The sequence below is a fragment of the Rhizobium giardinii bv. giardinii H152 genome (assembly GCF_000379605.1).
GTDB classification, from domain to species: Bacteria; Pseudomonadota; Alphaproteobacteria; order Rhizobiales; family Rhizobiaceae; genus Pararhizobium; species Pararhizobium giardinii.
In genome coordinates, this window is record NZ_KB902578.1 from 190,662 (window position 1) to 214,931 (window position 24,270).

Genomic DNA, 24,270 nt, shown 5'->3' on the forward strand with positions numbered 1-24,270 from the left:
GTTGTCATGGCTACGACTACAGTTTCGAGCGTTTCGCTCTCCCTCAACGACCGCATCACTGCCGGCATCCTTGCCCTTCTGATCGGCAGTTTCCTGGTTTTCGGCGCGGGTCTCGCGAATTCCGCCGTGCTGCATGATACCGCGCACGACGTTCGCCACTCCTACGGTTTCCCCTGCCATTGATCGGCAGGTGTGAGAAGCCCTGCGCTTTTCGCATTCACTCTGACAACGGATCGCTGGTTTCCGTGGAAACCATGCATTGACGGTAAATGCGCCCGTGCTGCGGCACCGGGCGGCATTTGCCGTGGGGATTTCAAACACAGCAAGCCGGAGAGCGTTGACGAGCATCCGCTCCGCTTGAACCTGGGGGTATCAAAATGATTGTCAAAACGCTTCTGGCCGCCTTGGTGGCCGGACTGATTGCGGGTGTCTTCACGACCGTGGCGCAGTCTGCGCGGGTCGTACCGATCATCCTTCATGCCGAAGAATATGAGGCCAAGGAGCCCGCGACGGAACAGCCCGCCGCCACCGAGGGGCAGCAGCACTCGTCGCTCGAGCAGCCAGCAACGATTGGCGATATACTTGCGGCATTTTCGCCGATCACTCCGGCCTACGCCCATGAGGGTGAGCATGAAGACGAAGGCGGCATCATGTTCGGCATGAGCCGGTTTTCAGGCACCCTGCTTGCCAACCTAGTAACCGGCACAGGGTTCAGCCTGCTGCTGACCGGCATCAGTTTGCTGATCGGTTATCCCATCACGCTACGCAACGGCGTGCTCTGGGGCGCCTGCGGTTGGCTGGCCATCCACATGCTGCCCGCCGTCGGCCTGCCGCCGGAATTGCCCGGATTTCCGGCCGCCGACCTGCATGACCGGCAGATATGGTGGGTGGCGACAGTCCTGCTCTCCGGAGCCGGCCTGTATCTGCTTGTGCTGCGCCCCGAAATCCTTGCGAAAATCGCCGGCCTTGCCGCGCTGGCCGCGCCGCATATCTATGGCGCGCCGCAGCCTGCGGATATTTCGAGCCCCGTTCCGGCCGTTCTCGGCGCCGAGTTCGCGGTCGCCGCGCTGGCAACCGCGCTCGCCTCGTGGATCGTGCTCGGCCTTGTCTCGGGTTATATCAACGACCGCTTCCTGAAATCGGCATAACGAGCCGGCTTGCGGATCTCAGCCGCCTGCGCCTTCGAGATGAGCGCGCAGGCGGCTTTTTTGCGTCTCCTCGTCGAGAAGGACGCAGACATCGCAGAATGTTCCGCCATCCGTCCGGTAATACAGGCAGCAACCGCTTCGCAGGCGAAAAACGCGCTCCACCGGCACGCCATCCACGATTGCGGCGATGTTTTGATAACGCAGGGCGCCCGACTTCAGCGGCGAACCTTCCGTGTTAACGATCGCAAGTGCCCAGGCCATCGCCTGCTCCTCCTGCGCCGACGCTGCCCCTATTTCGAGAAACGCACCGGCAATGCCGTCGGCAGCCAGCCGCCATTGCGCAACCGATGACAGACCGGTGTGGGCCCTCACCGTTTCGATGACCGGCGCAAGGTTGGCGATGAAGCCGTCATGGAACAGGGCCGCATTGTCGGGGCCTTTGCGAAAATCGCGGAAGCGAAAATGAAGGCGGCGCAAATCGGACGGGAAGACTTCCGCCCCGTTTTTGCGGGAATATGGTTCAAAGCGAATGGCAAGGCTGCTCGGATCGAGATCCGGGACGAGACCACTTCTCAAAAAAATGCCGCCTGCTGCAAGACTGAGATGATGACCGTAGAAGGCGATCAGATGAGCGCCCTTTGTGCGGTCATCCATTCCGGCGGCAAACCGGCCCTGATAGTCCAGAAGTTCGTCGATCTCGCGACACGCGTCGGCCACGGGCGAAAAATCCGTTTCGTCGCCGTCAACAGAGGCTCCCACCTGCGGAAACTGCTGCGCAAGCCAGGCCAAGGCCGCTTGCGCATCCTCCATCAGGGGAGAGGCAGGCCAATCGCCGGTATTCGCGTTCTCGTCCAAAGCGTGCCGCCCGTTTCTATGCCGGCCACCCGAGTATCTTAAAGCCAACCGCCGGAAAAGCCAGCTCTTTTCAAGCCGCGCCGGATGACCGGCGACCCCCGCATCAGGTTCCAGAGGAGACCGGTGCGATGATTTTCAATCATCATCAACAGCAGACCCTGGTCAAGGGCGACGCTGCGGCTGTTGAGCCAGCCTTCGGCGGTCTTGCCGGGAACGCTTGGATTGAAACTGCCCAGAAACCGTCCATCGCGGATCACCCCGGGATAGGTCGAGACGATGTGGCGCGTCGCCGACATCGCGGCCTTCGGCTCAAACGGCAGACAGGCGAGCGGTGCCCATGGCGCAATCGTGCCGTCGTCCGGACCGAGCGGCGCGCCGCGCGCTGCGTAACCGGAAAACCGTTGATGGCGGCCATCCAGCAGCCGGCGCGGCCTCAAGGGTCCGTCGCAGGACGTCAACCCCCACATATCGGCACCATAGCCGGCAAAACCGCCGGGATTGCTGATCGCATAGTCGCGCTGCACGGCAATCGCTCGGCGGGTGTTCTCGAAATAGTCTGTGTCCTTCGCCGCAACGGCCGCGTCGCGAATGCCACGGAAATCGATAAAGGCATGCGAAAAAAGATGGATGAACAATGGCCCGGCATAGAGGAACGGCTTCTCCTCCACCGTCATCCAGTCGAATTTCCCGGCGAAGGCATCGTAACTCTCCCTGCCGATCGGGTAAGACGGAGAAGCAAGCGCCAGAACATAGAGGACGATCGCTTCGCTGTAGGATTCCCAGCGATAGGACAGAAAGCCGCTGCGCGGCTTCCAGCCGAGCCAGAACGCCCCTTTGCCGTCGAGAGCCCAGGCCCAGTTGGCGCGGGCATAGAGCATGGCCGCGCACGACCGGATCTCTGCCTCGACTTCGTTTTCCTGGTTGAAATAGGCGGCCGCCGTCAACACGCCGGCAATAAGAAGCGCGCTGTCGATCAGTGACAGCTCGCTGCGCCATGTCCGCTGGCCGGTCCTCATGTCGAGAAAGTGGTAGTAGAGGCCCTTGTACCCCGTCGCGTTCTTGTCGCGGCCCTGCCGGCTTTCGGCGAAGAAACGCAGCGTCACCAGCGTCCTGGCCGCGGCATCCGCCCGGCCTATCCAGCCTCTCTCCACGCCGACCGGAAAGGCCGAAAGGCCAAAGCCCGTCGCCGCGATGCTGGACGGGACGCCGGGGAGAGACGTGTCGGCGATAAGCCCATTGTCCGGATTCGCATATTCAAGGAAGTAACCGAACGCCGCTTGCTGCAACCGGTCGAGAAGGACCGCGTCCGTGTCATTTTTCAAAAGCATTTCATCAAGCACTCCAATCAACCGCAAGTTTCACCACAAGGCTGCCGCTTGGGCAAATCACCGATTGTTGAATTCGCCAATGTGCGAAAGAATCGCCTAACGAACGACCTGTGCTACACTTTTTGCTCTTGCGACCGGCAGCAGTGATTGGATGACATGATGTTCACAACACTCGCGATGCTTCTCAGTCTCACGGGCGCGGCCGCCCTCACTCCGGCCGCCAGCAACAACCAGGTCGATGTCGCGCTCGTCCTCGCCGTCGACATGTCCGGTTCCATGGATATCGAGGAAGCGCGCGTGCAGCGCATGGGATATGTGGAAGCGCTGCGCCATGCGGAATTCATCAATGCTGTAACCGCGGGCCTCAATGGCCGCATCGCCATGAGCTATTTCGAGTGGGCCGGCAGCGTCAACGAAACGTCGCTGGTCGAATGGCAGTTGATCGATGACGCGGAGGACGCCGCAGCGTTCGCCGATCGGATCGCCGCCCGGCCGGTTTACACGCGACGCGGCACATCGATTTCCAACGCCATCGCGTTTGCCTCGAAACTCATCGCCACCATCCCCTATGATGCCACGCGTCGGGTGATCGACGTGTCCGGCGACGGCCCGAACAATCTCGGCCCGCCGGTCGACCCGGCCCGCGATGCAGCGGTCGCGAGCGGCACAGTCATCAATGGCCTTGCCATCATCATCCGCCCGTCCGGCAGCGCCGGCTCGCTGGACCGGTATTATGCGGACTGCGTCATCGGCGGCCCAGGTTCCTTCGTGCTGCCCGTTCGCCGATCGGAGGATTTCGCCGTGGCGATCCGGCAAAAACTGGTGATGGAGGTGAGCCACCGGCAACCGGTGGAACAGGTGGTTCCGGTCCAGGTCGGCCCTGCCACCGATTGTCTGATCGGCGAGAAACTGCGCCCCCGCCTCCTTGATCGTGTCTATCCCGAACTGGACCGGTAGGCAGTTTAAAGTCCGATCGTCGCCTGTCCGGAGGTCATCCCCCCAATGGACCGGTGGCTTCTGCCATTTGGACTTGTGATTTCAATGCCGCCATCACCTGCAAGGCGGCCTCGCGACCGGCAACAATCGCACCTTCGATGTAGGCCGGAAAGGACGAGGCCAGTTCCGAGGCGGCAAAATGGACGGGCGGCGCACCGGCCCGGATAATCGCTTCGGCGGCGTAGGCTGACACATCGGTGATGACATCGCTATAACCGCCCCCGCTCCAGCGATCATCGACCCAGTCGCGCATCCGAAAATCCGTATAGTCTCCGCCCTCGCTGCCCAGCGCCACGACCAGCCGGCGGATGATTTCGGACCGGATGAACCCAGCCCCCTTGCCGCTCCATTGCGCAGCCAGTGGCCCTCCGACGAACACGACGAGCGCCGCCGCGCGATCACTGCTGACGTCGCAGGCGAAAAGACCAAGGACATCGCGCCACATCACCATGCCGCTCAATCCACGATCGCGCCAGAAAGGCCGTTCGTATCGCACGAACATCTTGATGACGGTGCCGCTTTTCCAGGCACCGAGCGCATCTATCAGCGGCTGCGGCAGAGCTGGCTCGTGGGCGATCCGCGAAGCCATCACCGGCGGGGCGGCAACGATGATCTGCCGGGCCTTGAGCACGCCACGATTGCCGGTGGCGACCGTTACCGATAGATCCCTTCTCGCAATATGCGTGACGTCCGTGTCGAGCTGCAAGCGGGGACCAAGCGTCGCCGCCAGGGCCTCGGCCACGGCATGTATCGTCCCTTCGACGAAATATTGCAGCTCGTTGCCATTGCTGGTGGTGCGCCGATCATTGTCGATGAGGTACCAGAGCGGAATTTCGCCGATCGGGCGGCACCAGAGCCCCTCGACCATCGCCTGATAGCCCGCCTTGACATCCGGCGGATCGCTCTGCCGGGCAAGCCACGCCTCCGCCGTCAGGCCGGCGATAATCGGATCGTGCGGGTCGATCCTGTTTGCCCGCGCCCGGATACGGCTCGATTCCGCAAAAGTGAAACCGGTTTCCGTGGATTGGGAATCCCATTGTATCAGGAAGGCGCCCTCCATGGGCGTTTCGGCAAGCACTTTGCCGAACCGGCGCGTCAGGGCCATGATTTCCGGCATCTCGTCGCAGATGAACTGACCGCCCGTGTCGACCCGCACACCATCCGAAAAAGCCGCCGACTCCACGCGTCCCCCGACACGATCCCTCGCTTCGAGGACGATGACATCGAGCCCCGTGGCAACGAGCGCATCCGCCGCCGAAAGGCCGGTAAAGCCGGCCCCGACGACGATTACATCTGTATCGAATTCACTCACCAATGGGCTCGCCGGTCGCGTTCAGGATCTGGACTTGTCGCCTTCCGCTGCCTCAGACGCAGCCGCGGCGCCTCAAACGGGGACGTTTACCCGCTCTATCACTTCCTGACGTCTCGCTCAAAGGGAAGATCAAACCGCGGCTGGGGCAAACGCCCCCATCGCCCCCGCATACACCTTGGCGAGCGGCGTCGCATAGGACCCGCGCTTGCTCGTCGTCAGCCGCTGCGCAATCAGCGCCTCGGCCTGCTTGACTGCCGCCGAAACCCCGTCGATGACGGGCACCCCGTATTCCTCCTGCAGGCTGTAGGCGAGATCGGCCATGCCGGCACAGCCGAGCACGATGGCTTCGGCGCCGTCTTCGACAAGCGCCATTTCGATCTGGCGACGCAGCTTGCCGAGCGCACCGGACGCCGGATCCTCCAGTTCCAGCACCGGGATGTCCGCCGCACGGACCTTCGCCCGACCGCCGAAGCCATAGTGGCGTGAGAGATTCTCGAGCAGCACCCGCGAGCGCTCCAGCGTCGTCACGACGGTAAAGCGCTGGGCGAGAAACCCCGCTGTCACCAGCGCCGATTCGCAGAGCCCCAGCACGGGGAAGCCGGCCAGGGAGCGGGCGGCATCAAGTCCGGTATCGTCGAAGCAGGCAATCACCGCCGCCTGCGCACCGGTGGCATCGGCTTTTTTGATCTCCGCCAGCAAACCGGGCAGGGCGAGCGCGCCATCGTAGTGGCCTTCGATAGAGGCCGGGCCCATCTGCGACGTGGCCGCGATGATTTCGGTCCCGGGTCCGGCGACGGCGCGGGCGGCTTCCGCCGCCTTTTCCGTCATGGAGCGGGTGGTGTTCGGGTTGACGACAAGAATGCGCATGCGGGATCAGACCAGTTTCGCTTGCCTGCGGCGCATCACCAAGATGATCGCGAGCGCCAGGAGGATGATTGTGAAGGAAAACAGCGTCGTGACCGTGCCGAGCGCATAGAGCACCGGCGTCGTCACGTTGGTCGTCATGCCGTAGATTTCAAGCGGCAGCGTATTGTAGGTGCCGGATGTCATCAGCGTGCGGGCGAATTCATCGTAGGAGAGCGTGAAGCCGAACAGGCCGACGCCGATCAGGCTCGGCGCGATCATCGGCAAAAGCACATGCCGGAACGTCTGCCAGGACGTCGCCCCGAGATCGCGGGCGGCTTCCTCGTAGGACGGCGAGAAACGGTTGAACACGGCAAACATGATCAGCACGCCGAAGGGCAGCGTCCAGGTGAGGTGCGCACCGAAGGCCGACGAATACCAGGCCGGCTTGAGGCCGAGTTGCTGGAAGACGACGCCGATCCCGAGCGAGATGATGATCGACGGCACGACAAGGCTTGCGACCGCCAGGTAGAACAGCACCGTCGAGCCTTTGAACTTGCGGCGGAAGGCCAGACCGGCGAGCAGCGAAACGAGCACGTTGACCACCATGACCATCAGCCCGAGCGAGAAGGACCGCTTGAAGGATGCCCCGAAATCGCCGACCGCTTGCTGTTCGAAAAGGTTGTAGAACCAGTGCACCGAAACGCCGTTGAGCGGAAAGGTGAGCCCCCCGTCCGGCCCCTGGAAGGACAGGATCAGAACAGCTGAAAGCGGTCCATAGAGGAAAAGCACGAACACGGCGAAAAAGACCGCCAGCACGTAGAATTCCAGCGTGCGCTTTTCATGGGACATGGCTCAAAGCTCCTTGCGGATGTCGACGACGCGCAAGATGGCGGCGACCATCAGAAGCACGACGATCAGCAGAACGACGGCGTTGGCGGCGGCGGCCGGATATTGCAAGAGCGACATCTGGTTCTTCATCATCAGCGCCACGGACGCGCTCTGCCCGCCGGACATCACCTGCACCGTCGAGAAATCCGCCATGACCAGCGTCACGACAAAGATCGAGCCGATCGCGATGCCGGGTTTTGCCAGAGGCAGGATGACGTTCCAGAGAATCTGCCGGCCGTTCGCTCCGGCGTCCCGCGCCGCCTCGATCAGCGACTTGTCGATGCGCATCAGGGTGTTGAAGATCGGCGTCACCATGAACAGCGTGTTGAGATGCACCATGGCGAGCACCACGGCGAAATCGGAATAGAGCAGCCATTCGATCGGCGCTGGAATGAGGCCCATCTCGATCAGCGTCGAATTGACGAGACCGTTGCGACCGAGCACCGGGATCCAGGAGATCATCCGGATGATGTTGGAGGTGAGGAACGGCACGGTGCAGACGAGGAACAGCACCATCTGCATCGTCGTCGTGCGGATGTGGAAGGCGAGGAAATAGGCGACCCAGAAACCGATCACCAGGGTCAGTCCCCAGACCAGCGCCGTATATTTCAGCGTGTTCAGGTAGGTTTTCCAGGTGACCCAGGAACCGAGCGTATCGGTGTAGTTCATCGTCAGGAAATCGGGATAGAGCCCGGCGAAGTCGTAATCCCAGAAACTGACGACGGCGATCATCAGGATCGGCAGCAGGAAGAAGAAACCGAGGATCAGCGCCAGCGGAGCGGCCTGCAGATAGGAGGCGACACAGGCTGCGATCCTGCCGATGCTTGCAATGAGCGCCAGCCTGGCGGGCGCTTCGATCTGCGGGTGCTCTTCCGTGATGGTTGCTGTCACGTGTCGGTCTCCGGTTCATGTCCGAACGGTCATTGATGCGGAGGATGCCCCTCTCCCGCCCTGTCGGGCACCTTCTCCCCGCGAGCGGGGAGAAGGGAGTTGCGGCAGCCTCCATCGTCCCCTCTCCCCGTTTACCGCGGAGAGGGCCAGCGTGAGGGGCAGTTCCCTTAAGCAGCGATGAACTCGTTCCAGCGCTTGACCATATAGCGGTCCTCGTCCATCACCGAATTCCAGCACGCGACCTTGCCCATGCGCTCCACGAACGAGCCGCCGTCGCGCACTGCGCCTGCCTTCTCCATGACCTTGCCTTCGGGCGACAGGATATCGCCCTGAGCCGGCTTGCCCTCGATCCAGTAGCCCCACTCGTCGGCCGACATGAATTCCTTGGCGGTGTCCATGGCGGCGGAATAGTAGCCCTGCCGGTTGAGGTAGCCGCCGACCCAGCCGGACGTGTACCAGTTGATATATTCATAGGCAGCGTCGAGCTGTGCACCGCTGAGGTGCGCAGCAAGTCCGAGACCGCCGCCCCACGAACGGTAGCCTTCCTTGAGCGGCTGATACTTGCAGGCGATGCCCTTCGAGCGGACGGCAGCGACGGCCGGCGACCACATCGACTGGATCACGACTTCGCCCGAAGCCATCAGGTTGACCGACTCGTCGAACGACTTCCAGAAAGCGCGGAACTGGCCGTCCTGCTTGGCCTTGATCAGGAAGTCGATCGTCGCGTCGATCTCTTCCTTGGTCATGTTGCCCTTGTCGGCATATTTGATGTTGCCCATGGCTTCCATGATCATCGCGGCGTCCATGATGCCGATCGACGGGATGTTGAGGATCGACGTCTTGCCCTTGAAGGCCGGATCCATGATGTCGGCCCACGTGGTGATTTCGCGACCGACGAGATCCGGACGAATGCCGAGCGTATCGGCGTTGTAGATGGTCGGAACCATGGTGAACCACTGCGTCTCACCCTTGGCAAAGGTCTTTTCGCCCGGCGCTTCGACGAAACCGACAGTGTGCGGTGCGGTGCCTTGCGCGATGACGCTGTCGGGCGTGAGCTTGCCGGTTTTGAACAGCGGCACGATCTTGTCGTAATATTTCAGCTTCTTGATATCCATCGGCTGGATGACGCCGGCCGGAAACACCTTCTTGAGGATCCAGTATTCGATGTCGGCGATGTCGTAGCTGTCCGGCTGCGTCACGGCGCGCTGGGCGGCGGCGTCGGAATCGGTCGCCGTCATCTCCAGGGTGATGCCGAGGTCGGCCTTGCACTTCTCGGCGATCGCGTTGATGTTCGAGACTCCGGTGCCGAACTGGCGCAGCGTGATCGGGTTCTGCGCCCAGATCGTCGGGAAGCCGGTGATCAGACCGGAGCCGATCACGGCACCGGTTGCCGCGGCACCGGTCTTCAACAGGCCGCGTCTTGAAATTCCCTTAGGTGTCTTGTTTTCAGTCGTCATTTCAGTTCCCTCTTTTTGATGTTGATAAAGGATTAGGCAGCCACGCGGCCAAGAAGCACCGCATCCTCGAGGCCCCAGCTCAGCGGCACGGCATCGCCGACCGCCACCGGTGTCTTGAAATAGTCGGCATCAGTGGCAATGACGGTGAAATCGTCGCTGCCGGCGCCGAGAACGGTGATCTTCACGGACGCCCCGCGATATTCGACATTCGACACCACCCCGTGGAAACCGAGCGTCTTTTCGGATGGCGCAGCGAGCCGGACCCGGTCCGTGCGAACGCCGATATCGATGGGCGAGCCGGCTACCTGGGCTGGACCCGCGACGGTGAATTTCTGCCCCTCGGCGACCTCCAGCGTCACCTTGCCATCGCCGCTTTCGACGACCCGGCCGGTCAGAACGTTGTGATCACCCATGAAGCGGGCGACGAAGGCGGTTGCCGGGCGCTCAAATACGTCCCGCGGTGATGCCGCCTGCTCGATGCGCCCATCATTCATGATGACGATGACATCGGCCAGCGCCATCGCCTCTTCCTGGCTATGGGTGACGTGGACGAAGGTGATGCCGAGGCTTTTCTGCAGCTTCTTCAGTTCCGCCCGCATGCGGATCTTCAGGAAGGGATCGAGCGCCGACAGCGGCTCGTCGAGAAGCAGCGCCTCCGGGTCGGTGATCAGCGCGCGGGCAAGCGCCACGCGCTGCTGCTGGCCGCCCGATAGCTGCGCCGGACGCCGGTGGGCATAGGGCTCCATCTGCATCAGCTTGAGCATTTCCAGCGCCTTGGCGCGGCGTTCCTCTTTGTCGACACCCTTCATCTTCAGGCTGAAGGCAACATTGTCGACGAGATCGAGATGCGGAAACAGCGCATAGGACTGGAACATCATCGCCGTGCCACGCTTCGCCGGCGGCAGATCGGTGACGACTGTATTGCCGAGACGGATATCGCCCGCGGAGATGCTTTCGTGCCCGGCAATCATCCTGAGTGTCGATGTCTTGCCGCAACCGGAGGGCCCGAGGAAACAGCAGTAGCTGCCGGAGGGTATTTTCAGGCTGATGGAATGCACGGCAGTCGTGCTGCCATAAATCTTGGAAACGGATACGATATCGATTTCAGCCGCTTTGGACATCCAGTCTCTCCTGTGACGGCGTAGGCAATGCATCTTGCGTGCCAAACCGGACAGTAAGTTATAAACTATTGAAATATATCAACTATCTAGAGGCATGCAGAAATGCCGCGTTTTTTTGCACGTTAGGATTTGCTTAAAATATATGCGTTTGTCTGCAATATGCGCAAAAAATCGTATACAATTTGACCATTTGTGTGGCGACAAAATCTCGATTCACTTTGTACAAAAACCACGATAGTATGCGGTGCATAACCCGGAAATGAGCCTTGATGAAAACCGCAGCAGTTCCCGCCGACGATCAGATCGATATCAGCACGCAATCTATCCGCGATTCCATCCGGGATGCGATCGTCGATCGCCGTCTGGCGCCGGGTACCAAGCTGTCGGAGGCCGATGTCGGCGCGCTGTTCAACGTCAGCCGCACCCTCGTACGCGCCGCCCTGCAGGCGCTCGCCTATGAGGGCCTCGTCAATGTCGAGAAAAATCGCGGCGCCTTCGTGGCCTACCCCTCGCCCGAAGAGGCCAGGCAGATCTTTGCCACGCGGCGTCTAATCGAGCCGGGCATTCTGCGCGAAGCCGCAAAACACATGGGGCCCTCGCATCTCCAGCACCTGCGGCAGCTGCTGATGGAAGAAGGCCGGCTTATGGCAGAGCGCGGCCAGACGGCCCGCCGCGCCGAGATCAAGGCCTCCGGCGATTTCCACCTGATGCTCGCCTCGATGACCGGCAATGCCGTCATGCAGCGTTTCATGGATGAGCTTGTCGCCCGCTCCTCGCTGGTCATCGCCCTCTACGGCCAGTCGGCCATTTCAAGCTGCGGCCATCAGGAACATCACGACATCGTCACCGCGATCGAGAATGGCGATCTCGACCGCGCCTGCCATCTGATGATCCACCACATCGACCATATCGAGGCCGACCTTGATATGCGCGAAAACAAGGGCAGCGACCTTCGCGAAGCCTTCGGCCTCTGATTTCGCCGCTCAATCCTCAACCGCATAAGCATATGACGAAATAAACACCCGGTCGGAACCTTCGCCGGGGCCGTGCGTTACCGTGCCGTCAATTTGTAAGCAGCATGAGGACGACCTTGAGCGACAAACCCTTCCCCACCCCCGTCAGAGTGATCGTCAAGAACCATCAGGAAAACATCATCACCAGCGCCTGGGACGCCGTCGAATTTCTTCGCCGCTGGCCGGCAAGGCGTGGCCTGACCTATCGTCGCGCCCTGCAGCACTGCCTCGATGCACTCGACGGCATCCGCAGCCCGAAGAAGGCCTGGACTTCCTTCGTCGCCGCGTTGCGGGAAGAAGGCATGCTCGCCTGATTCCGCAAACCGGCTCCCGGACTCGACCAAGCGTCTCGGCCCGCAGGCCGCGCGACGTCTGACCGCGGCGGACAGCGTCAGTCGGCAGAGACAGCGACCGCCCGCGCTTGACATCGCGGGCGATCCACACTGTAATTTCGCGGCCTTCTCCGCCGGCCCGGCTTATGCAACGAGTTACCCCTCATGAGCGACAATGTCCCGGAAACGAAACTCACCGTATCCAAACGGCGCTGGGCCGAGGAAGGCAAGTTCCTGACGGGGAAGATCACTCGCTCGGAAACCGACCGCCTGCCGCCAGGGCAGCATCTGGTCAAGAACTGGCCGGTTCTCGATCTAGGCCAGCAGCCGCGGATCCAGCCGGCGGAATGGGCGCTGCAGATTATCGGCGCCGTCGAAAATCCGGTGAAGCTCGATTGGGACGCTTTCCTTCGCCTGCCGCAAAGCAGCAAGCTCTCCGACATTCATTGCGTGACGACCTGGTCACGCTACGACAATCGCTGGCAGGGCGTCTCCACCCACGACCTGCTTGATCTGGTGATGCCGAAACCGGAAGCGAAGTTCGTGATGCTGACAAGCTATGACGGCTATACCACCAATCTGCCGCTCGGCGATTTCGCCTCCGAGGACGGCATCCTTGCAACGCACTGGGAAGGCGAGCCGCTGACGCGCGATCACGGCGGCCCGATGCGCCTTGTCATCCCGCACCTCTATTTCTGGAAGAGCGCCAAATGGCTGCGCCGCATCGATTTCCTGCCTGGCGACCAGGCTGGTTTCTGGGAAAGGAACGGCTATCACATGCTCGGCGACCCGTGGCGTGAGCAGCGCTATACGCACGATTGATCGCTACGCCTGCCGTGCTACCCGTGGTTCCGGGCCGTCAGGCTGGCAATCCCCATCCGTCTTCTCGCCAACAACTTCGTAGATATCCAACGCGGTCATCCTGCCCTTGACCTGCGCCTCGCCGAGCGGTCGGAAGGCAATCGCGTCGCCGCATTGCGCCACCACGGCACTGCTTGCGAGGATCGTCGTGCCATAGAGCTTGTTCATGCCCTCAAGGCGCGAGGCGACATTCACCGTATCGCCCATGGCGGTATATTGCAGCCGTTGCCTGGCTCCGACGCTGCCGACGACCGCCGTGCCGGTATGAACGCCGAAGCGGGTCCGCAACTCCGGCAGGCCCCGCGCCTTCAGATCGGCATTGAACACCCTGAGCTTCCTCTCGACCGCCAGCGCGCAGCGGCAGGCATTCTCCGCATGACGCTCGTTGGCGACCGGCGCATTCCACATGGCAAAGACGGAATCCCCGAGAAACTGGATGATCTCGCCGCCATGGGCGCTGACGGTCTCGTTGAAGAGATCGAAATAATCCGACAGAAGGGCTAGGACCTCTTCCGGCGTACGCTGCTCGCTCAACGTCGTAAAATCGTAGATATCGGTAAACCACGCGGTCACTTCCTGCCGGCGCGCGCCCCTGCCCGCGAACTCGCCGGATTCGATGCCCTTGCGCACCAGTTCCTTCGGCACGTAGAGGGCAAAGGTGAAGATCGCGTCGCGCGCCCGGCTCATCGCCCGCCCGAGCGTCGATATTTCGGCAATGTGCGACGAGACTTCGCTCGGTGCGGTGAAATCCAGGTCCTGCAGCCGGTTTGCATTGGCCGTCAGGTGGCCGAGCGACTGGGTGATCAGCCGGGCCACGAACAGGGCGGTCACCAGCCCCAGCATGACAATAGCGGCTGCGATGGCGAGCCCCTGGTAGAGGCTGCGGCTGGCGGCCGCCGTCAACTCGTCCAGCGGTGCCGCCACCACCGTGCGGTGTCCGGCAAGCAACAGAACAGACTTCACGGAAGTCGCCATGATAATGTAGGTGCGGCCGCCGATGTCGGCGACGCTCACCCCGCCGTCCTTCGGCAGGTTGGCCCTGATCCCTTTGAGCAAAGGATCTGCGGCCCTCGAAACACTCGGTTCGCCCCTCTCTTTGGGCGCCGTCATGCGGGCCATCAGTCCGCGATCGGAATGCATGATCGGCCGGCCGGCGGCGTCCATCACCACGGCGACGGTCCCAGGGGTCAGGCGCTCGTGCGCCATGAACTCGGTGATGGTGCCGAGATCGATATCCGCACCGATGACGATGCCGCGATTGCTGCGATGCGCCTGCGAGATGCTCATGCCGAGCGTCCCCGTCGTCGCCATCATATAGGGGCCGATCGCCGTCGGCTTCGTGCCGTTGACCGCTGCCTGATACCAGGGCCGCCCTCTCGGGTCGAAGTCGGTGGCGGGGAGCCGCCGCTCCAGCGTCTGACGGCCGTCCTTGTCGAGGAAAACAAGGCGGCTGCTGCGCACTTCCGCCGCCATCGGCTCCATGACGCGGATGGCGACGTCGGTGCCTGCCGGCGCGACAAGTGCCTTGCGCCATGCCTCGGTCTTCAGATCGACGGCCTGGATAAAGGCGCCATCCGGATAGCCGGCATAGATTCCATCGAGATCCGGCGACTGGGCGATGACTTCACGCAGTAGCGTGATCTTGTCGTCCAAGCGTTCCGGCGGCGGCACGAGGAAGGAATTGGCAATCGACGCGGTGAACCCGACGAGCGCTGTCGTGCGCCCGGACAGTATCCCCATCCGGTCGACCAGCCGATCGGAAAAGGCGCGCATATCGGCCTCGGCATTGACGAGGGCGGAATCCCGAGCCCGCCAGTAGCCGAAACCCACAAGCGTGCTCGATACGACGATCAGCAGGGCCGCCATTGCAAGGCCCAGCAACGACCGCAGCGGTCTGGTCCACCCGGCCGCATTGCTCTTGGCGACAGGGCCAACCGATTGTTCCGACATGCCTCAAATCCAAAATGTACTGATACAATCAACACTTGCAGCCGAAGGAACAATAGCAGGGGCTGATAAACTCGTACAGCGAGAGACGACCGCGCCTTCGCCTATTGCGGCCCGGCCGCCTCCATTGGCTTGCCCGAGACTTCGGCAGCCGCCTCGCGGATCGTCTGCATCAGGATGGCGAGCGGCATGGAGGGAATGGCGTTGGCCCGCATCGTCAACCCGACCGGCCCCCTCGTCTCGCTGGTATCGATCGGCAGCGCCACCAGCATGCCGTCCTCGATATCGCCTGCAACGACGCCCGCCGAAATGATCCAGATGGCGTCGCTTGCCCGCACGAAGGCGCGGCCGAAGGAATCGGAGACGGTCTCGATCTGGTTCGGCAGGCTGGCAATGCCGTTGGCGATCAGGAACCGCTCGACGAATGGCCGGATGATCGATGCGCGTGTCGGCATCAGCACCGGATAGGTGCCAAGATCGTCGAACATCGAGCGCTTCGCCGAAAGCAGCGGATGCCCCTTGCGCACCACGAAGACGACCTGCTCGGAATAGAGGTGCTCGAAGGAAAATCCCGTCATCTGCTCGGGTGCCGCCAACCGCCCGACGACGAGGTCGAGATCGCCGATTCGCAACTGCTCCAGCAACACCGCATTCTCGCCGGTGACGATCTTGATGCGGCTGCCGGTCTCCTCGTTCAAGAAATGCGTCATCGCCCGCGGCATGATGCGGGTCGACACGGTCGGAAGTGCGCCCACGCGCACCGGAGGCCCCTCGCCGGCGCGCTCCTGCGACACCGAATCCAGCCCCTGCCGAATGGCCGTCAGAGCCGCGCCCGCGTGCCGCAGGAAGGCCTCGCCGTAGCGGGTGATCCTGATGCCCCGGCCGTCGCGCTCGAATACGGCAACACCCAGCACCTCTTCCAGTTCGCGGATCGTCTTGGTCACGGCCGGCTGGCTGACATGCAGAAGGCCCGCCGCCTTCATCACGCTCTTCTGGCGCGCAACCTCGACAAAGGTCTGTAAATGACGGAATTTCACACGGGCGTCGATCATGAACTGATAACCCTGAAGTTAATGATAGACGATAAAATGTCATTTTACTTAACCGGATAAAAGTCCCAATCTGGCGGTGGAGGGAAATTCCAGTGCAATTTGCTCATATCAACGACGTCACGCTTCACTACCAGATCATCGGCGCTGCCAATGACAAGCCGGTGCTTGTCTTTGCCAATTCGCTCGGCACCGACTTCCGCATCTGGCGGGACGTGATCGTGCGCTTCGCTGGCGACTTCGCCATCGTTCTCTACGACAAGCGCGGCCACGGCCTTTCCGATATCGGCGATGTCCCCTATTCGATGGATCTGCACGTTTCCGATCTGGCCGGCCTGCTCGATCTCTTGTCGGTGAAGCAGGCCATCATCTGCGGCCTGTCGGTTGGTGGCTTGATCGCGCAAGGTCTCTATGCGACGCGACCGGATCTCGTGCGCGCGCTCATTCTGTGCGATACCGCCCACAAGATCGGCACCGTGGAATCCTGGGACTCGCGCATCGCCACCGTCGAGCAGGACGGTATCGGGAGTATCGCCGACGGAATCCTCGAGAAGTGGTTCACCCCGGCTTTCCGCCGGCCGGAAAACAGCGCCTATCGTGGCTACCGCAACATGCTCGCACGCCAGCCAGTCACCGGTTACACCGGTACCTGTGCCGCGATCCGCGATGCCGATTTTACCGAGGCCGCCAAGCGCATCGCCGTGCCGACCCTCTGCATCGTTGGCGATCAAGACGGCTCGACACCGCCTGACCTGGTTCTCTCGACCGCAAAGCTTATCCCGGGCGCACGCTACGAAGTCATCCGCGATGCGGGTCATATCCCCTGTGTCGAACAGCCGGAGGCGCTGACTGCCGTGCTGCGCGCCTTCATCGATATTGTCCTGTCAGAAGAGTAAAGCCATGAATGACGCCGCCGCGCAGACCGAACGCTACCGCCAGGGGATGACCACCCGTCGCGCGGTGCTTGGCGACCGCCATGTCGACCGGGCCGAATCCTCGACAACCGATTTCGACCGGCCCTTCCAGGAACTGATCACCGAAGCGGCCTGGGGCAACCTCTGGTCGCGGCCGACCTGGTCGAAGCGCGAGCGCTCGATGGTGACGATCGCCCTGCTTGCTGCCCTCGGCCATGACGAGGAAGTCGCCATGCATGTGCGGGCAACGGCCAATACCGGCGCCAGCCGCGCCGACATCGCCGAAGCGCTTCTTCACGTGGCGATCTATGCCGGCGTGCCCGCCGCCAATCGCGCGATCAAGATCGCCAAGCAGGTTTTCGAACAGATGGACGCCGAACAGGGAGCCTGAGGAAAAGCGAAATGTCCGACCTTTCCAACAAGAAGCCCGAGACCGGCGCGTTCTTCCAGCGTGACCGCGCCTGGCATGCACCGGCGCTGACGCCGGGCTACAAGACCTCCGTGCTGCGCTCGCCGCAAAAGGCGCTGCTCTCGCTCGACGGCACGATTTCCGAGATCACCGGCCCGGTCTTCGGCCATTCCATCCTCGGCGAACTCGACAACGACCTCATCCACAACTTCGCCAGGCCCGGCGAGAGCGCCATCGGTGAGCGCATCATCGTGCACGGCCGCGTGCTCGACGAACGCGGCAAGCCGCTCCCCGGCGCGCTGCTCGAATTCTGGCAGGCCAATGCGGGCGGGCGCTACCGCCACAGAAAAGAAACCTATCTCGCGCCGCTCGACCCGAATTTCGGCGGCTGCGGCCGCGCCATCACCGATGCGGATGGCACCTATCGTTTCCGCACCATCAAGCCCGGCCCCTACCCGTGGCCGAACGGCGTCAACGACTGGCGCCCGGCCCATATCCACTTCTCCATCTTCGGCCATGGTTTCGCCCAGCGGCTGATCACGCAGATGTATTTCGAGGGCGACCCGATGATCTGGAAATGTCCTATCGTCACGACCATCCCGGACCGCCGCGCCATCGAGCAACTGATCGCGCCGCTCGACTGGGCCAACACCATCCCGATGGATGCGCGTGCCTACAAGTTCGACATCGTGCTGCGCGGCCGCCGCTCGACGCTGTTTGAAAACCGGCTGGAGGGCAACTGATGGTGCAGGAACTCGGCTACCGCAAGGAATCGCCGTCGCAGACCGCCGGCCCTTACGTCCATATCGGCTGCACGCCCAATTTCGCCGGCATCGCCGTCTATGAGACGGATCTCGGCTCGTCGATGGTCAACGACAAGACGCTGGGTGAGCGCATCACCGTGCGCGGCCGGGTGATCGACGGCGGCGGCACGCCGCTGAAGGATGCGCTTGTGGAAATCTGGCAGGCCGATGCGAGCGGCCTCTACAACAGCCCGTCCGAACTTAGGGGTGCCGCCGATCCCAATTTCACCGGCTGGGGCCGCTGCCCGACCAGCGCCGACGAAGGCGTCTTCACCTTCGAAACCGTCAAGCCCGGACGCGTGCCCTACAAGGACGGGCGCAGGATGGCGCCGCATATCACCTTCTGGATCGTCGCGCGCGGGATCAATATCGGACTGCACACCCGCATGTATTTTGCCGACGAAGCCGAGGCCAATGCCGAAGATCCGCTGCTTGCGCGCATCGAACACCGCCACCGCGTCGCGACACTGGTCGCCCCGCGCAAGGGCTCTATCTATACGTTCGACATTCATCTGCAGGGCGAGAAGGAAACCGTCTTTCTCGACATCTAGGCATTTTCCAGAAAAAATGTGAAACGGTTTTCCGTCCGGAAATGCTTTAAAATATGGGATAGAGCGTTTCGCCATTCAACGCTCCATGCGCCTGGGGGAAAGATATGACCGCCTCCGTCTTCGATCATCCGTTTCTCTCGGGCCTATTGGGCGACGAGGAAATTGCCGACTTCTTCTCGGTGGACGCAGACATCCGCGCCATGCTCTCGTTCGAGGCGGCGCTGGCAAAAGCACAGGCCGAACAAGGGATCGTAACCGCCGAGGCGGCGGCACGCATCGCCGAGGTCTGCGGCAACTTTCTGCCCGATGTTCTGGCCCTGCGGCGCGCCACCGCGACAGACGGCGTGGTGATCCCTGAACTCGTCCGCCAGCTGCGCAAGGCGATCGGCGGAGACGCCGCCGACAAGCTGCATTTCGGCGCCACCAGCCAGGATGTGATCGACACCAGCCTGATGCTGCGCCTGACATCGGTTTGCCGGCTGCTGTGCGGCCGCCTCGACAAGCTTCGCGGGGCTTTCGGAGAGATCGACCGGCAGTGGGGCGCAAACCCGCTGATGGCCCGGACGCGCATGCAGGCGGCGATTGCCATCAAGGTTTCGGATCGCGTCAACGCGTGGAATGCACCGCTTGCCAGCTACGAGGACCGGCTGGAGCGAATGGCCGTCGTGTCCTTCCCGCTGCAGTTCGGTGGCGCCGCCGGCACTCTCGAAAAGCTTGGCGACAAGGCTGGCGTCGTGCGCGCTGCCCTTGCCGAACATCTCGGCCTCGCCGATCATCCGCAGTGGCAAAGCCAGCGGACGACGATCGCCGACCTCGCCCATATCCTGTCCCTGATCTCAGGCAGCCTTGGCAAATTCGGCCAGGACATCGCGCTGTTGGCGCAGGCCGGCGACGAGATCGAATTGTCGGGCGGCGGCGGCTCGTCGGCAATGCCGCACAAGCAGAATCCGGTGGCTGCCGAAGCGCTCGTCGCGCTCGCCCGCTTCAACGCCGTACAGCTTTCCGGCATTCACCAGTCGATGGTTCACGAGCAGGAACGCTCCGGTGCCGCCTGGACGCTCGAATGGATGATCCTGCCGCAAATGGCCATCGCCTGCGGCGCCAGCCTGCGGCTCGCATCAGTGCTCGTGGGTCAGATCAAGCGGCTTGGCGCTGAGGGCGGTTGATAGCGACTGACGCCAGTCTGCCCCTCTGTCGCTTCGCGGAAAGCTGTCCCATATGGATCGACGGCGCTCACGACACGCTCCGCTCGTCTCCCCAGCGGGGAGAAGAGCGGAGCGCTATGCGAGGCGATGAGGGGGCTACCTCGGCGATTTCCGCGAGCCGCCTTCTCCCCGCCGGGGAGAAGAAGGAGCAAGCCGCAATTCCCTTGGCACCCGGAGCACGGAAAACAACTCAGCTCGCTTTGTTCTTGAACGGCTTGCGCTTGGCACTCTCGGCGCCCGGCTTGTCGAACTTCGGCTTGCCAGGCTTCTTGCTCCACGGCTTGGTATCCGTCTTTTCCGGAGCGCGATGGTCGGCACCGGAAAAATCCGGCTTTGCATCGAACTTGCGCTTCGGCTTGGCTTCGCCCTTCCAATCGGGCTTCCCGGCCTTCTTGCCCGCAAACGGCGCACCGCGCGATCCGCCGGAAAGGTCCGGCATGCCGTCGAGTTGCCTCACCTGGATGCCCTTTTCGAGCGCCAGTTTCGGCCCGATCGCTTCGACGAAGCGATCCACCCAGTCGCGGGCGATCTCGACATAGGTCTCCTCGGCCTGCATCTTGATGGCGCCGATTTCCTGCTTGGTGATGCGGCCGATGCGGCAGAGCATCGGGATCAGCCAGCGCGGCTCGACATTCTGCTTGCGGCCGGCCGACAGCGAGAACCACACACTGTCGCCGAAATCGCCGCGCGGCGCCCTCGGCTCGCCACGCTCCGGCCGATCGCCCCGATCGCCCCGATCCGCCGACGGCGTGAAGGATGGCGTGTCCATCAGATCCTCCGGCGCCGAGCGCCCGGCCCGTGACAGCCGTACGAAAGCGGCTGCAACCTGCTCGGCTCCATGCTTTTCGAGGAGCTCGCGGACGAACTCCTGCTCTTCCTCGCGGATCGCTTCGTCGAAGGCCGGGTCGGCCAGGATGCGCTCGTCGTCGCGGCGGGTCACCTCGTCGGCCGACGGCGGTTTTGCCCAGCTGGGCGTGATATTGGCGTCACGCAGCAGCCGCTCGGCCTTGCGGCGGGCGCTGTTCGGCACGATCAGGGCACTGACCCCCTTGCGGCCGGCGCGGCCCGTGCGGCCGCTGCGGTGCAGCAGCGTTTCGGGGTTGGTCGGCAGGTCGGCGTGGATGACGAGTTCGAGGCCCGGCAGATCGATGCCGCGCGCTGCAACGTCGGTCGCGATGCAGACCCGCGCACGCCCGTCGCGCATCGCCTGCAGCGCATGGGTTCGCTCGTTCTGGCTAAGCTCGCCCGACATGGCGACGACCGAGAAACCGCGATTGTTGAAGCGCGCCGTCAGGTGATTGACGGCCGCACGGGTCGAACAGAACACCAATGCGTTGCGCGCCTCGTAGAAGCGCAGGACGTTGATGATCGCATTCTCCCGATCCGACGGCGCCACGGTCAGCGCACGGTATTCGATGTCGAGATGCTGCTTCTGCTCGGCTTGGGTCGAGATGCGGACGGCGTCGCGCTGGTAGCTCTTGGCAAGATTGGCGATCGAGCGCGGCACGGTCGCGGAAAACATCAGGGTGCGGCGCTCGGCCGGCGCTTCCTGGAGGATGAACTCCAGGTCCTCGCGAAAGCCGAGGTCGAGCATCTCGTCGGCCTCGTCGAGAACGACGGCCTTCAGCGCCGACATGTCGAGGGCATTGCGGCGGATATGGTCGCAAAGACGCCCCGGCGTCCCGACGACGATATGCGCGCCGCGCTCGAGCGCCCGTCTTTCGCTGCGCATGTCCATGCCGCCGACGCAGGAGGCGACCGTCGCGCCGGTCAATTCGTAAAGCCATTCCAGTTCGCGCTTGACCTGCAGGGCGAGTTCCCGGGTCGGAGCCACGGCCAGCGCCAGCGGAGCGCCGGCTTGCGCGAAACGCTCCCGGCCATCAAGCAGCGTCGAGGCGAGTGCGAGGCCGAAGGCTACCGTCTTGCCGGACCCCGTCTGCGCCGACACCAGCGCATCGCGGCCCTCAAGTTCTGCACCGAGAACCGCCTTCTGCACCGGGGTCAACTCGGAATAGCCGCGCTTCGTCAACGCCTGAGCGATCGCCGGAGCGATGCTGTCGAACTCTGTCATATGTTTGTCTTTCGGAATTCGGCTGCCGTGCGCGTCGGTCGATAAGGAAGAGCGCAGTCACCGCGGCCAGCACGTCGCGGGCCAATACATGCGCGCCCTCTTACTGTGCCCTGCGCGAATTGTACAGAGCCGAACGCCGCGGCCGGGGAAAACGCGCCAAGACAAGGCTCGGCCAGGGCCGAATGCAGGAGCGGCCACGCATCGTCCGGATGCATGGCCGCGTGTGATTATCGCCGCTCTCGCAGTAGGAAACTCAGCTCGTCAGGCGCGGTGAACGCACCACCTTGTTGAACAGGGTCTTCATCGCCGCCTCGATGCCTTCCGTGGGGCTCACTTCGAAGTAGAAGCCGGGCGAAGCGCAGGCCTGCATGCGGGTTCCGATTTCCGACTGGAAGGGCTTGATCCAGCTGTTGTACCAGCTGTTGTTCGGCAGCGGCAGATAGGTGGTGTAGAGAACGGCAATCTTGATGCCGCGATCCTTCAGCGTCTGGCAGTAGGTGATGTCGATCGGCTCCTGGCAGCGTGTGCCCGTCAGCTTCTTCGTGCAGCCCTTCGGCTTGTAGCTGTCGCCGACGCCGTCAGAAACGAAGAAGACGATCTTCTCTGGGCTGGCTGAACTCGTGCCATTGCCGGGGGTTCCGATCTCGGCATCGATCTTGGTCAACGCGTTGTCGAAGCTCGTCTGCTGGTCGTTGTTGTAGCCCTGGTAGGGTATGCTCATCAGCTTGATTTTGTCGGTACCGGCCTTAACCTTCGTCAGGTCGGCGGTCAGTGCCGCGACCTTGAGGAGCTTCACGTCCACCGCCGTCTCGCCGAATGTATAGGCGGCCATGCGGAACTGGTTGGAATAGCTTTGCGTCCGCTCCGCCTCCAGCGTCAGCGCCGCGACAGCCTTTGCCACCACGTCGATGCGGATGGTGATGCCGTTGTTGCGGGCGACGAAATAGTTGCTGTTGGTGTTGATCACGCCCTTTTCCGAGACGATGTGGCAGGCAAAGGCGCAGTTTCTCGAACCGCTGTCGGACACTTTCGCCGTCGCCTTGATCATGTTGTCGACGTCGGTCGGCGTCGCAGCGACCCCCATGGAGGGCGTGTTGTCGAGCAGCATGTAGAAGTCCATGAAGGACTGCGACTGGTACGTCGCGGTGGCCTTGCCGGAGACGGAGATGCTCTCCTTGCCGATGATGCGCAGGAAGGACGTCTTCAGGGTTGCCTGATAGGTCAGTTCGGCATTGATGTCTTTGCCGCTCTTTCTGATCGAGGCGTTCACGGTGTCGATCTTCAGATCGTCCGCCGCCTCCGGATCATACAGGGCGTTTCCCGCATCCATTTGCGCCTCGAACAGCGCCTCGGCTTCCGCTTCGCTGAGCGGAACGGGGCCATCCTGCGGCATGTTGATCGCCTGGGCGACGCCCGCGGATTTTTCAGCGATCGCGCCGACCACGGCGGCATCGGCGGCGTTCTGAAGCTGCGCCTTGAGCTCCATGGCACGGGCGAAGTCGATGGCCATGCCGGCACAACCAAGAAGAGGGACGATGGCGATAGCGCCCATCATGCCAAAGTTGCCTGCCCGATCCACAAATAGTCTTTTCACGATACGCACTGTGGTCACCCCGCCCCGCTGCGTGGCCGACTGCCCACGCTTTTTACACTCATGGGCGGAGACAATAGCCGTGAAATTCTAAACGGCAGTAAATCGCGATAGTTAACCAAAATAAAATTCAAACATAATTCGAATTCTATGGTAACGTTAGCAATAAAAGATGCACTGACGAAAATAATACAATGACTTTACCGCTCAAAAATGGTACATCCAAATATTATAGACAAATCATTCGCAATAATTATAAACAACAAGCGTGGAGAAAAGAGACAGTATCGCTCTATATTGATCAGGCGCAGGACAACGATGTGAATTTGAGCGCCGGCACCAAGTCTGTGGCGCGCTTTCCTCACCACTTATTTTAACGGCCACATCCAAGGGGTGACCGGATCATCACGGCGCGGGGCTGCGGTCGGCACGATACAGGTCGTTGTTGCCGCCGTAAGCATGCCATGTCTTTAGGAACAATCCGGTACCTATGTCTCCGGGTCGGACAGAACAGAAATGGTGGGCCCGGAGGGCCCGAATATCCAATTGAAAAATAAGCGTTTTTTTTAGAAAACCTTCCCCGTTCGTTCCATAGTTTTCTATAGCGTTCTGTTTTCCATTTTCGTTAGAACCCCCCGCACTTTCTAAATAGTTTTCTATTTTTCGTTAGAAAACATGCCAT

23 protein-coding genes are annotated in these 24,270 nt (G+C 62.1%); 11 read left to right on the forward strand and 12 right to left on the reverse strand.

All coding sequences use genetic code 11. The features are described from left to right. The first annotated feature begins 6 nt into the window (after nucleotides 1-6). Together A3AY_RS0100950 and A3AY_RS0100955 are read left to right on the forward strand one after the other, a co-directional pair. On the forward strand, nucleotides 7-183 hold the full coding sequence (locus tag A3AY_RS0100950; RefSeq protein WP_018323793.1) for a CbtB domain-containing protein: 177 nt from the start codon (nucleotides 7-9) through the stop codon (nucleotides 181-183). 194 nt (nucleotides 184-377) lie between these two features. Beyond that, nucleotides 378-1,148 carry a CbtA family protein gene (locus A3AY_RS0100955; protein WP_018323794.1) on the forward strand — a complete coding sequence of 257 codons (771 nt, stop codon included), beginning with the start codon at nucleotides 378-380 and terminating at the stop codon, nucleotides 1,146-1,148. An 18-nt stretch (nucleotides 1,149-1,166) separates the two neighbouring features. Here the strand turns inward: A3AY_RS0100955 and A3AY_RS0100960 are convergent, their stop codons facing one another. Next, the gene (locus A3AY_RS0100960) at nucleotides 1,167-2,003 is read right to left on the reverse strand and encodes a ferric iron reductase (protein ID WP_234913021.1); all 837 of its coding nucleotides are present in this window, start codon (nucleotides 2,001-2,003) and stop codon (nucleotides 1,167-1,169) included. Nucleotides 2,004-2,041: 38 nt separating this feature from the next. Further along, entirely contained in the window at nucleotides 2,042-3,331 is a 1,290-nt protein-coding gene (locus tag A3AY_RS0100965) for a glucoamylase family protein (protein WP_018323796.1), read from the reverse strand. Nucleotides 3,332-3,490: 159 nt separating this feature from the next. Between A3AY_RS0100965 and A3AY_RS0100970 the strand changes: the two genes are divergently transcribed. After that, nucleotides 3,491-4,288, forward strand: coding sequence for a DUF1194 domain-containing protein (locus A3AY_RS0100970; RefSeq protein ID WP_018323797.1), 798 nt, complete (start codon nucleotides 3,491-3,493; stop codon nucleotides 4,286-4,288). A gap of 34 nt (nucleotides 4,289-4,322) precedes the next feature. On the opposite strand, the gene A3AY_RS0100975 is transcribed toward A3AY_RS0100970, so the two are convergent. The 6 genes from A3AY_RS0100975 to A3AY_RS0101000 all read right to left on the reverse strand — a co-directional run bounded on the left by A3AY_RS0100975 (nucleotide 4,323) and on the right by A3AY_RS0101000 (nucleotide 10,842). Beyond that, nucleotides 4,323-5,639, reverse strand: coding sequence for a flavin monoamine oxidase family protein (locus A3AY_RS0100975; protein WP_338053377.1), 1,317 nt, complete (start codon nucleotides 5,637-5,639; stop codon nucleotides 4,323-4,325). 129 nt (nucleotides 5,640-5,768) lie between these two features. Beyond that, a complete protein-coding gene (locus tag A3AY_RS0100980; protein WP_018323799.1) occupies nucleotides 5,769-6,506 on the reverse strand; it encodes an aspartate/glutamate racemase family protein in 738 nt (245 codons plus the stop codon). Nucleotides 6,507-6,512: 6 nt separating this feature from the next. Then, on the reverse strand, nucleotides 6,513-7,334 hold the full coding sequence (locus A3AY_RS0100985; RefSeq protein ID WP_018323800.1) for an ABC transporter permease: 822 nt from the start codon (nucleotides 7,332-7,334) through the stop codon (nucleotides 6,513-6,515). A 3-nt stretch (nucleotides 7,335-7,337) separates the two neighbouring features. Next, entirely contained in the window at nucleotides 7,338-8,213 is an 876-nt protein-coding gene (locus A3AY_RS0100990; RefSeq protein ID WP_051108270.1) for an ABC transporter permease, read from the reverse strand. Between the two features lie 218 nt (nucleotides 8,214-8,431). Next, on the reverse strand, nucleotides 8,432-9,721 hold the full coding sequence (locus A3AY_RS0100995; protein WP_026202989.1) for an ABC transporter substrate-binding protein: 1,290 nt from the start codon (nucleotides 9,719-9,721) through the stop codon (nucleotides 8,432-8,434). A 32-nt stretch (nucleotides 9,722-9,753) separates the two neighbouring features. Continuing rightward, nucleotides 9,754-10,842, reverse strand: a complete 1,089-nt coding sequence (locus tag A3AY_RS0101000) for an ABC transporter ATP-binding protein (protein WP_018323803.1) — start codon at nucleotides 10,840-10,842, stop codon at nucleotides 9,754-9,756. 269 nt (nucleotides 10,843-11,111) lie between these two features. Here A3AY_RS0101000 and A3AY_RS0101005 point away from each other — a divergent pair, with 269 nt between their 5' ends. The 3 genes from A3AY_RS0101005 to A3AY_RS0101015 all read left to right on the forward strand — a co-directional run bounded on the left by A3AY_RS0101005 (nucleotide 11,112) and on the right by A3AY_RS0101015 (nucleotide 13,009). Further along, nucleotides 11,112-11,816: a GntR family transcriptional regulator gene (locus tag A3AY_RS0101005; RefSeq protein ID WP_018323804.1), complete on the forward strand. Its 705-nt coding sequence runs from the start codon at nucleotides 11,112-11,114 to the stop codon at nucleotides 11,814-11,816. Between the two features lie 116 nt (nucleotides 11,817-11,932). Beyond that, nucleotides 11,933-12,169, forward strand: coding sequence for a DUF982 domain-containing protein (locus A3AY_RS0101010; protein WP_018323805.1), 237 nt, complete (start codon nucleotides 11,933-11,935; stop codon nucleotides 12,167-12,169). Nucleotides 12,170-12,352: 183 nt separating this feature from the next. Further along, nucleotides 12,353-13,009: a sulfite oxidase-like oxidoreductase gene (locus tag A3AY_RS0101015; RefSeq protein WP_018323806.1), complete on the forward strand. Its 657-nt coding sequence runs from the start codon at nucleotides 12,353-12,355 to the stop codon at nucleotides 13,007-13,009. A gap of 3 nt (nucleotides 13,010-13,012) precedes the next feature. Here A3AY_RS0101015 and A3AY_RS0101020 read toward each other — a convergent pair whose 3' ends face one another. Both A3AY_RS0101020 and pcaQ read right to left on the reverse strand, forming a co-directional pair. Further along, a complete protein-coding gene (locus A3AY_RS0101020) occupies nucleotides 13,013-14,998 on the reverse strand; it encodes an adenylate/guanylate cyclase domain-containing protein (RefSeq protein WP_018323807.1) in 1,986 nt (661 codons plus the stop codon). A 101-nt stretch (nucleotides 14,999-15,099) separates the two neighbouring features. Then, entirely contained in the window at nucleotides 15,100-16,047 is a 948-nt protein-coding gene (gene pcaQ / locus A3AY_RS0101025; protein ID WP_018323808.1) for a pca operon transcription factor PcaQ, read from the reverse strand. A 92-nt stretch (nucleotides 16,048-16,139) separates the two neighbouring features. Here pcaQ and pcaD point away from each other — a divergent pair, with 92 nt between their 5' ends. The 5 genes from pcaD (at nucleotide 16,140) to A3AY_RS0101050 (ending at nucleotide 19,887) form a co-directional block, all read left to right on the forward strand. Continuing rightward, entirely contained in the window at nucleotides 16,140-16,940 is an 801-nt protein-coding gene (pcaD, locus tag A3AY_RS0101030) for a 3-oxoadipate enol-lactonase (RefSeq protein ID WP_018323809.1), read from the forward strand. A 4-nt stretch (nucleotides 16,941-16,944) separates the two neighbouring features. Further along, nucleotides 16,945-17,349, forward strand: a complete 405-nt coding sequence (pcaC, locus tag A3AY_RS0101035) for a 4-carboxymuconolactone decarboxylase (protein WP_018323810.1) — start codon at nucleotides 16,945-16,947, stop codon at nucleotides 17,347-17,349. A gap of 11 nt (nucleotides 17,350-17,360) precedes the next feature. Further along, complete coding sequence (gene pcaH / locus A3AY_RS0101040; protein ID WP_018323811.1) at nucleotides 17,361-18,110, forward strand: protocatechuate 3,4-dioxygenase subunit beta; 750 nt, start codon at nucleotides 17,361-17,363, stop codon at nucleotides 18,108-18,110. Further along, nucleotides 18,110-18,721 carry a protocatechuate 3,4-dioxygenase subunit alpha gene (pcaG, locus tag A3AY_RS0101045; RefSeq protein ID WP_018323812.1) on the forward strand — a complete coding sequence of 204 codons (612 nt, stop codon included), beginning with the start codon at nucleotides 18,110-18,112 and terminating at the stop codon, nucleotides 18,719-18,721. Before pcaH ends, pcaG begins: the two co-directional genes overlap by 1 nt. A 104-nt stretch (nucleotides 18,722-18,825) precedes the next feature. Beyond that, a complete protein-coding gene (locus tag A3AY_RS0101050) occupies nucleotides 18,826-19,887 on the forward strand; it encodes a 3-carboxy-cis,cis-muconate cycloisomerase (protein WP_018323813.1) in 1,062 nt (353 codons plus the stop codon). A 229-nt stretch (nucleotides 19,888-20,116) separates the two neighbouring features. Here A3AY_RS0101050 and A3AY_RS0101055 read toward each other — a convergent pair whose 3' ends face one another. Then, nucleotides 20,117-21,997: a DEAD/DEAH box helicase gene (locus A3AY_RS0101055; RefSeq protein ID WP_018323814.1), complete on the reverse strand. Its 1,881-nt coding sequence runs from the start codon at nucleotides 21,995-21,997 to the stop codon at nucleotides 20,117-20,119. Between the two features lie 253 nt (nucleotides 21,998-22,250). Continuing rightward, nucleotides 22,251-23,552, reverse strand: a complete 1,302-nt coding sequence (locus tag A3AY_RS0101060; protein ID WP_085995000.1) for a Tad domain-containing protein — start codon at nucleotides 23,550-23,552, stop codon at nucleotides 22,251-22,253. Between the last annotated feature and the right edge of the window lie 718 nt (nucleotides 23,553-24,270).

What these genes read in the sequence shown, in the direction of transcription:
- A3AY_RS0100950 (WP_018323793.1), top strand. Translation starts at nt 7, where the DNA reads ATGGCTACGACTACAGTTTCGAGCGTTTCGCTCTCCCTCAACGACCGC.
- A3AY_RS0100955 (WP_018323794.1), top strand. Translation starts at nt 378, where the DNA reads ATGATTGTCAAAACGCTTCTGGCCGCCTTGGTGGCCGGACTGATTGCG.
- A3AY_RS0100965 (WP_018323796.1), bottom strand. Translation starts at nt 3,331, where the DNA reads ATGCTTTTGAAAAATGACACGGACGCGGTCCTTCTCGACCGGTTGCAG.
- A3AY_RS0100970 (WP_018323797.1), top strand. Translation starts at nt 3,491, where the DNA reads ATGTTCACAACACTCGCGATGCTTCTCAGTCTCACGGGCGCGGCCGCC.
- A3AY_RS0100980 (WP_018323799.1), bottom strand. Translation starts at nt 6,506, where the DNA reads ATGCGCATTCTTGTCGTCAACCCGAACACCACCCGCTCCATGACGGAA.
- A3AY_RS0100985 (WP_018323800.1), bottom strand. Translation starts at nt 7,334, where the DNA reads ATGTCCCATGAAAAGCGCACGCTGGAATTCTACGTGCTGGCGGTCTTT.
- A3AY_RS0100995 (WP_026202989.1), bottom strand. Translation starts at nt 9,721, where the DNA reads ATGACGACTGAAAACAAGACACCTAAGGGAATTTCAAGACGCGGCCTG.
- A3AY_RS0101000 (WP_018323803.1), bottom strand. Translation starts at nt 10,842, where the DNA reads ATGTCCAAAGCGGCTGAAATCGATATCGTATCCGTTTCCAAGATTTAT.
- A3AY_RS0101005 (WP_018323804.1), top strand. Translation starts at nt 11,112, where the DNA reads ATGAAAACCGCAGCAGTTCCCGCCGACGATCAGATCGATATCAGCACG.
- A3AY_RS0101015 (WP_018323806.1), top strand. Translation starts at nt 12,353, where the DNA reads ATGAGCGACAATGTCCCGGAAACGAAACTCACCGTATCCAAACGGCGC.
- A3AY_RS0101020 (WP_018323807.1), bottom strand. Translation starts at nt 14,998, where the DNA reads ATGTCGGAACAATCGGTTGGCCCTGTCGCCAAGAGCAATGCGGCCGGG.
- pcaQ (WP_018323808.1), bottom strand. Translation starts at nt 16,047, where the DNA reads ATGATCGACGCCCGTGTGAAATTCCGTCATTTACAGACCTTTGTCGAG.
- pcaC (WP_018323810.1), top strand. Translation starts at nt 16,945, where the DNA reads ATGAATGACGCCGCCGCGCAGACCGAACGCTACCGCCAGGGGATGACC.
- pcaH (WP_018323811.1), top strand. Translation starts at nt 17,361, where the DNA reads ATGTCCGACCTTTCCAACAAGAAGCCCGAGACCGGCGCGTTCTTCCAG.
- pcaG (WP_018323812.1), top strand. Translation starts at nt 18,110, where the DNA reads ATGGTGCAGGAACTCGGCTACCGCAAGGAATCGCCGTCGCAGACCGCC.
- A3AY_RS0101050 (WP_018323813.1), top strand. Translation starts at nt 18,826, where the DNA reads ATGACCGCCTCCGTCTTCGATCATCCGTTTCTCTCGGGCCTATTGGGC.
- A3AY_RS0101055 (WP_018323814.1), bottom strand. Translation starts at nt 21,997, where the DNA reads ATGACAGAGTTCGACAGCATCGCTCCGGCGATCGCTCAGGCGTTGACG.
- A3AY_RS0101060 (WP_085995000.1), bottom strand. Translation starts at nt 23,552, where the DNA reads ATGATGGGCGCTATCGCCATCGTCCCTCTTCTTGGTTGTGCCGGCATG.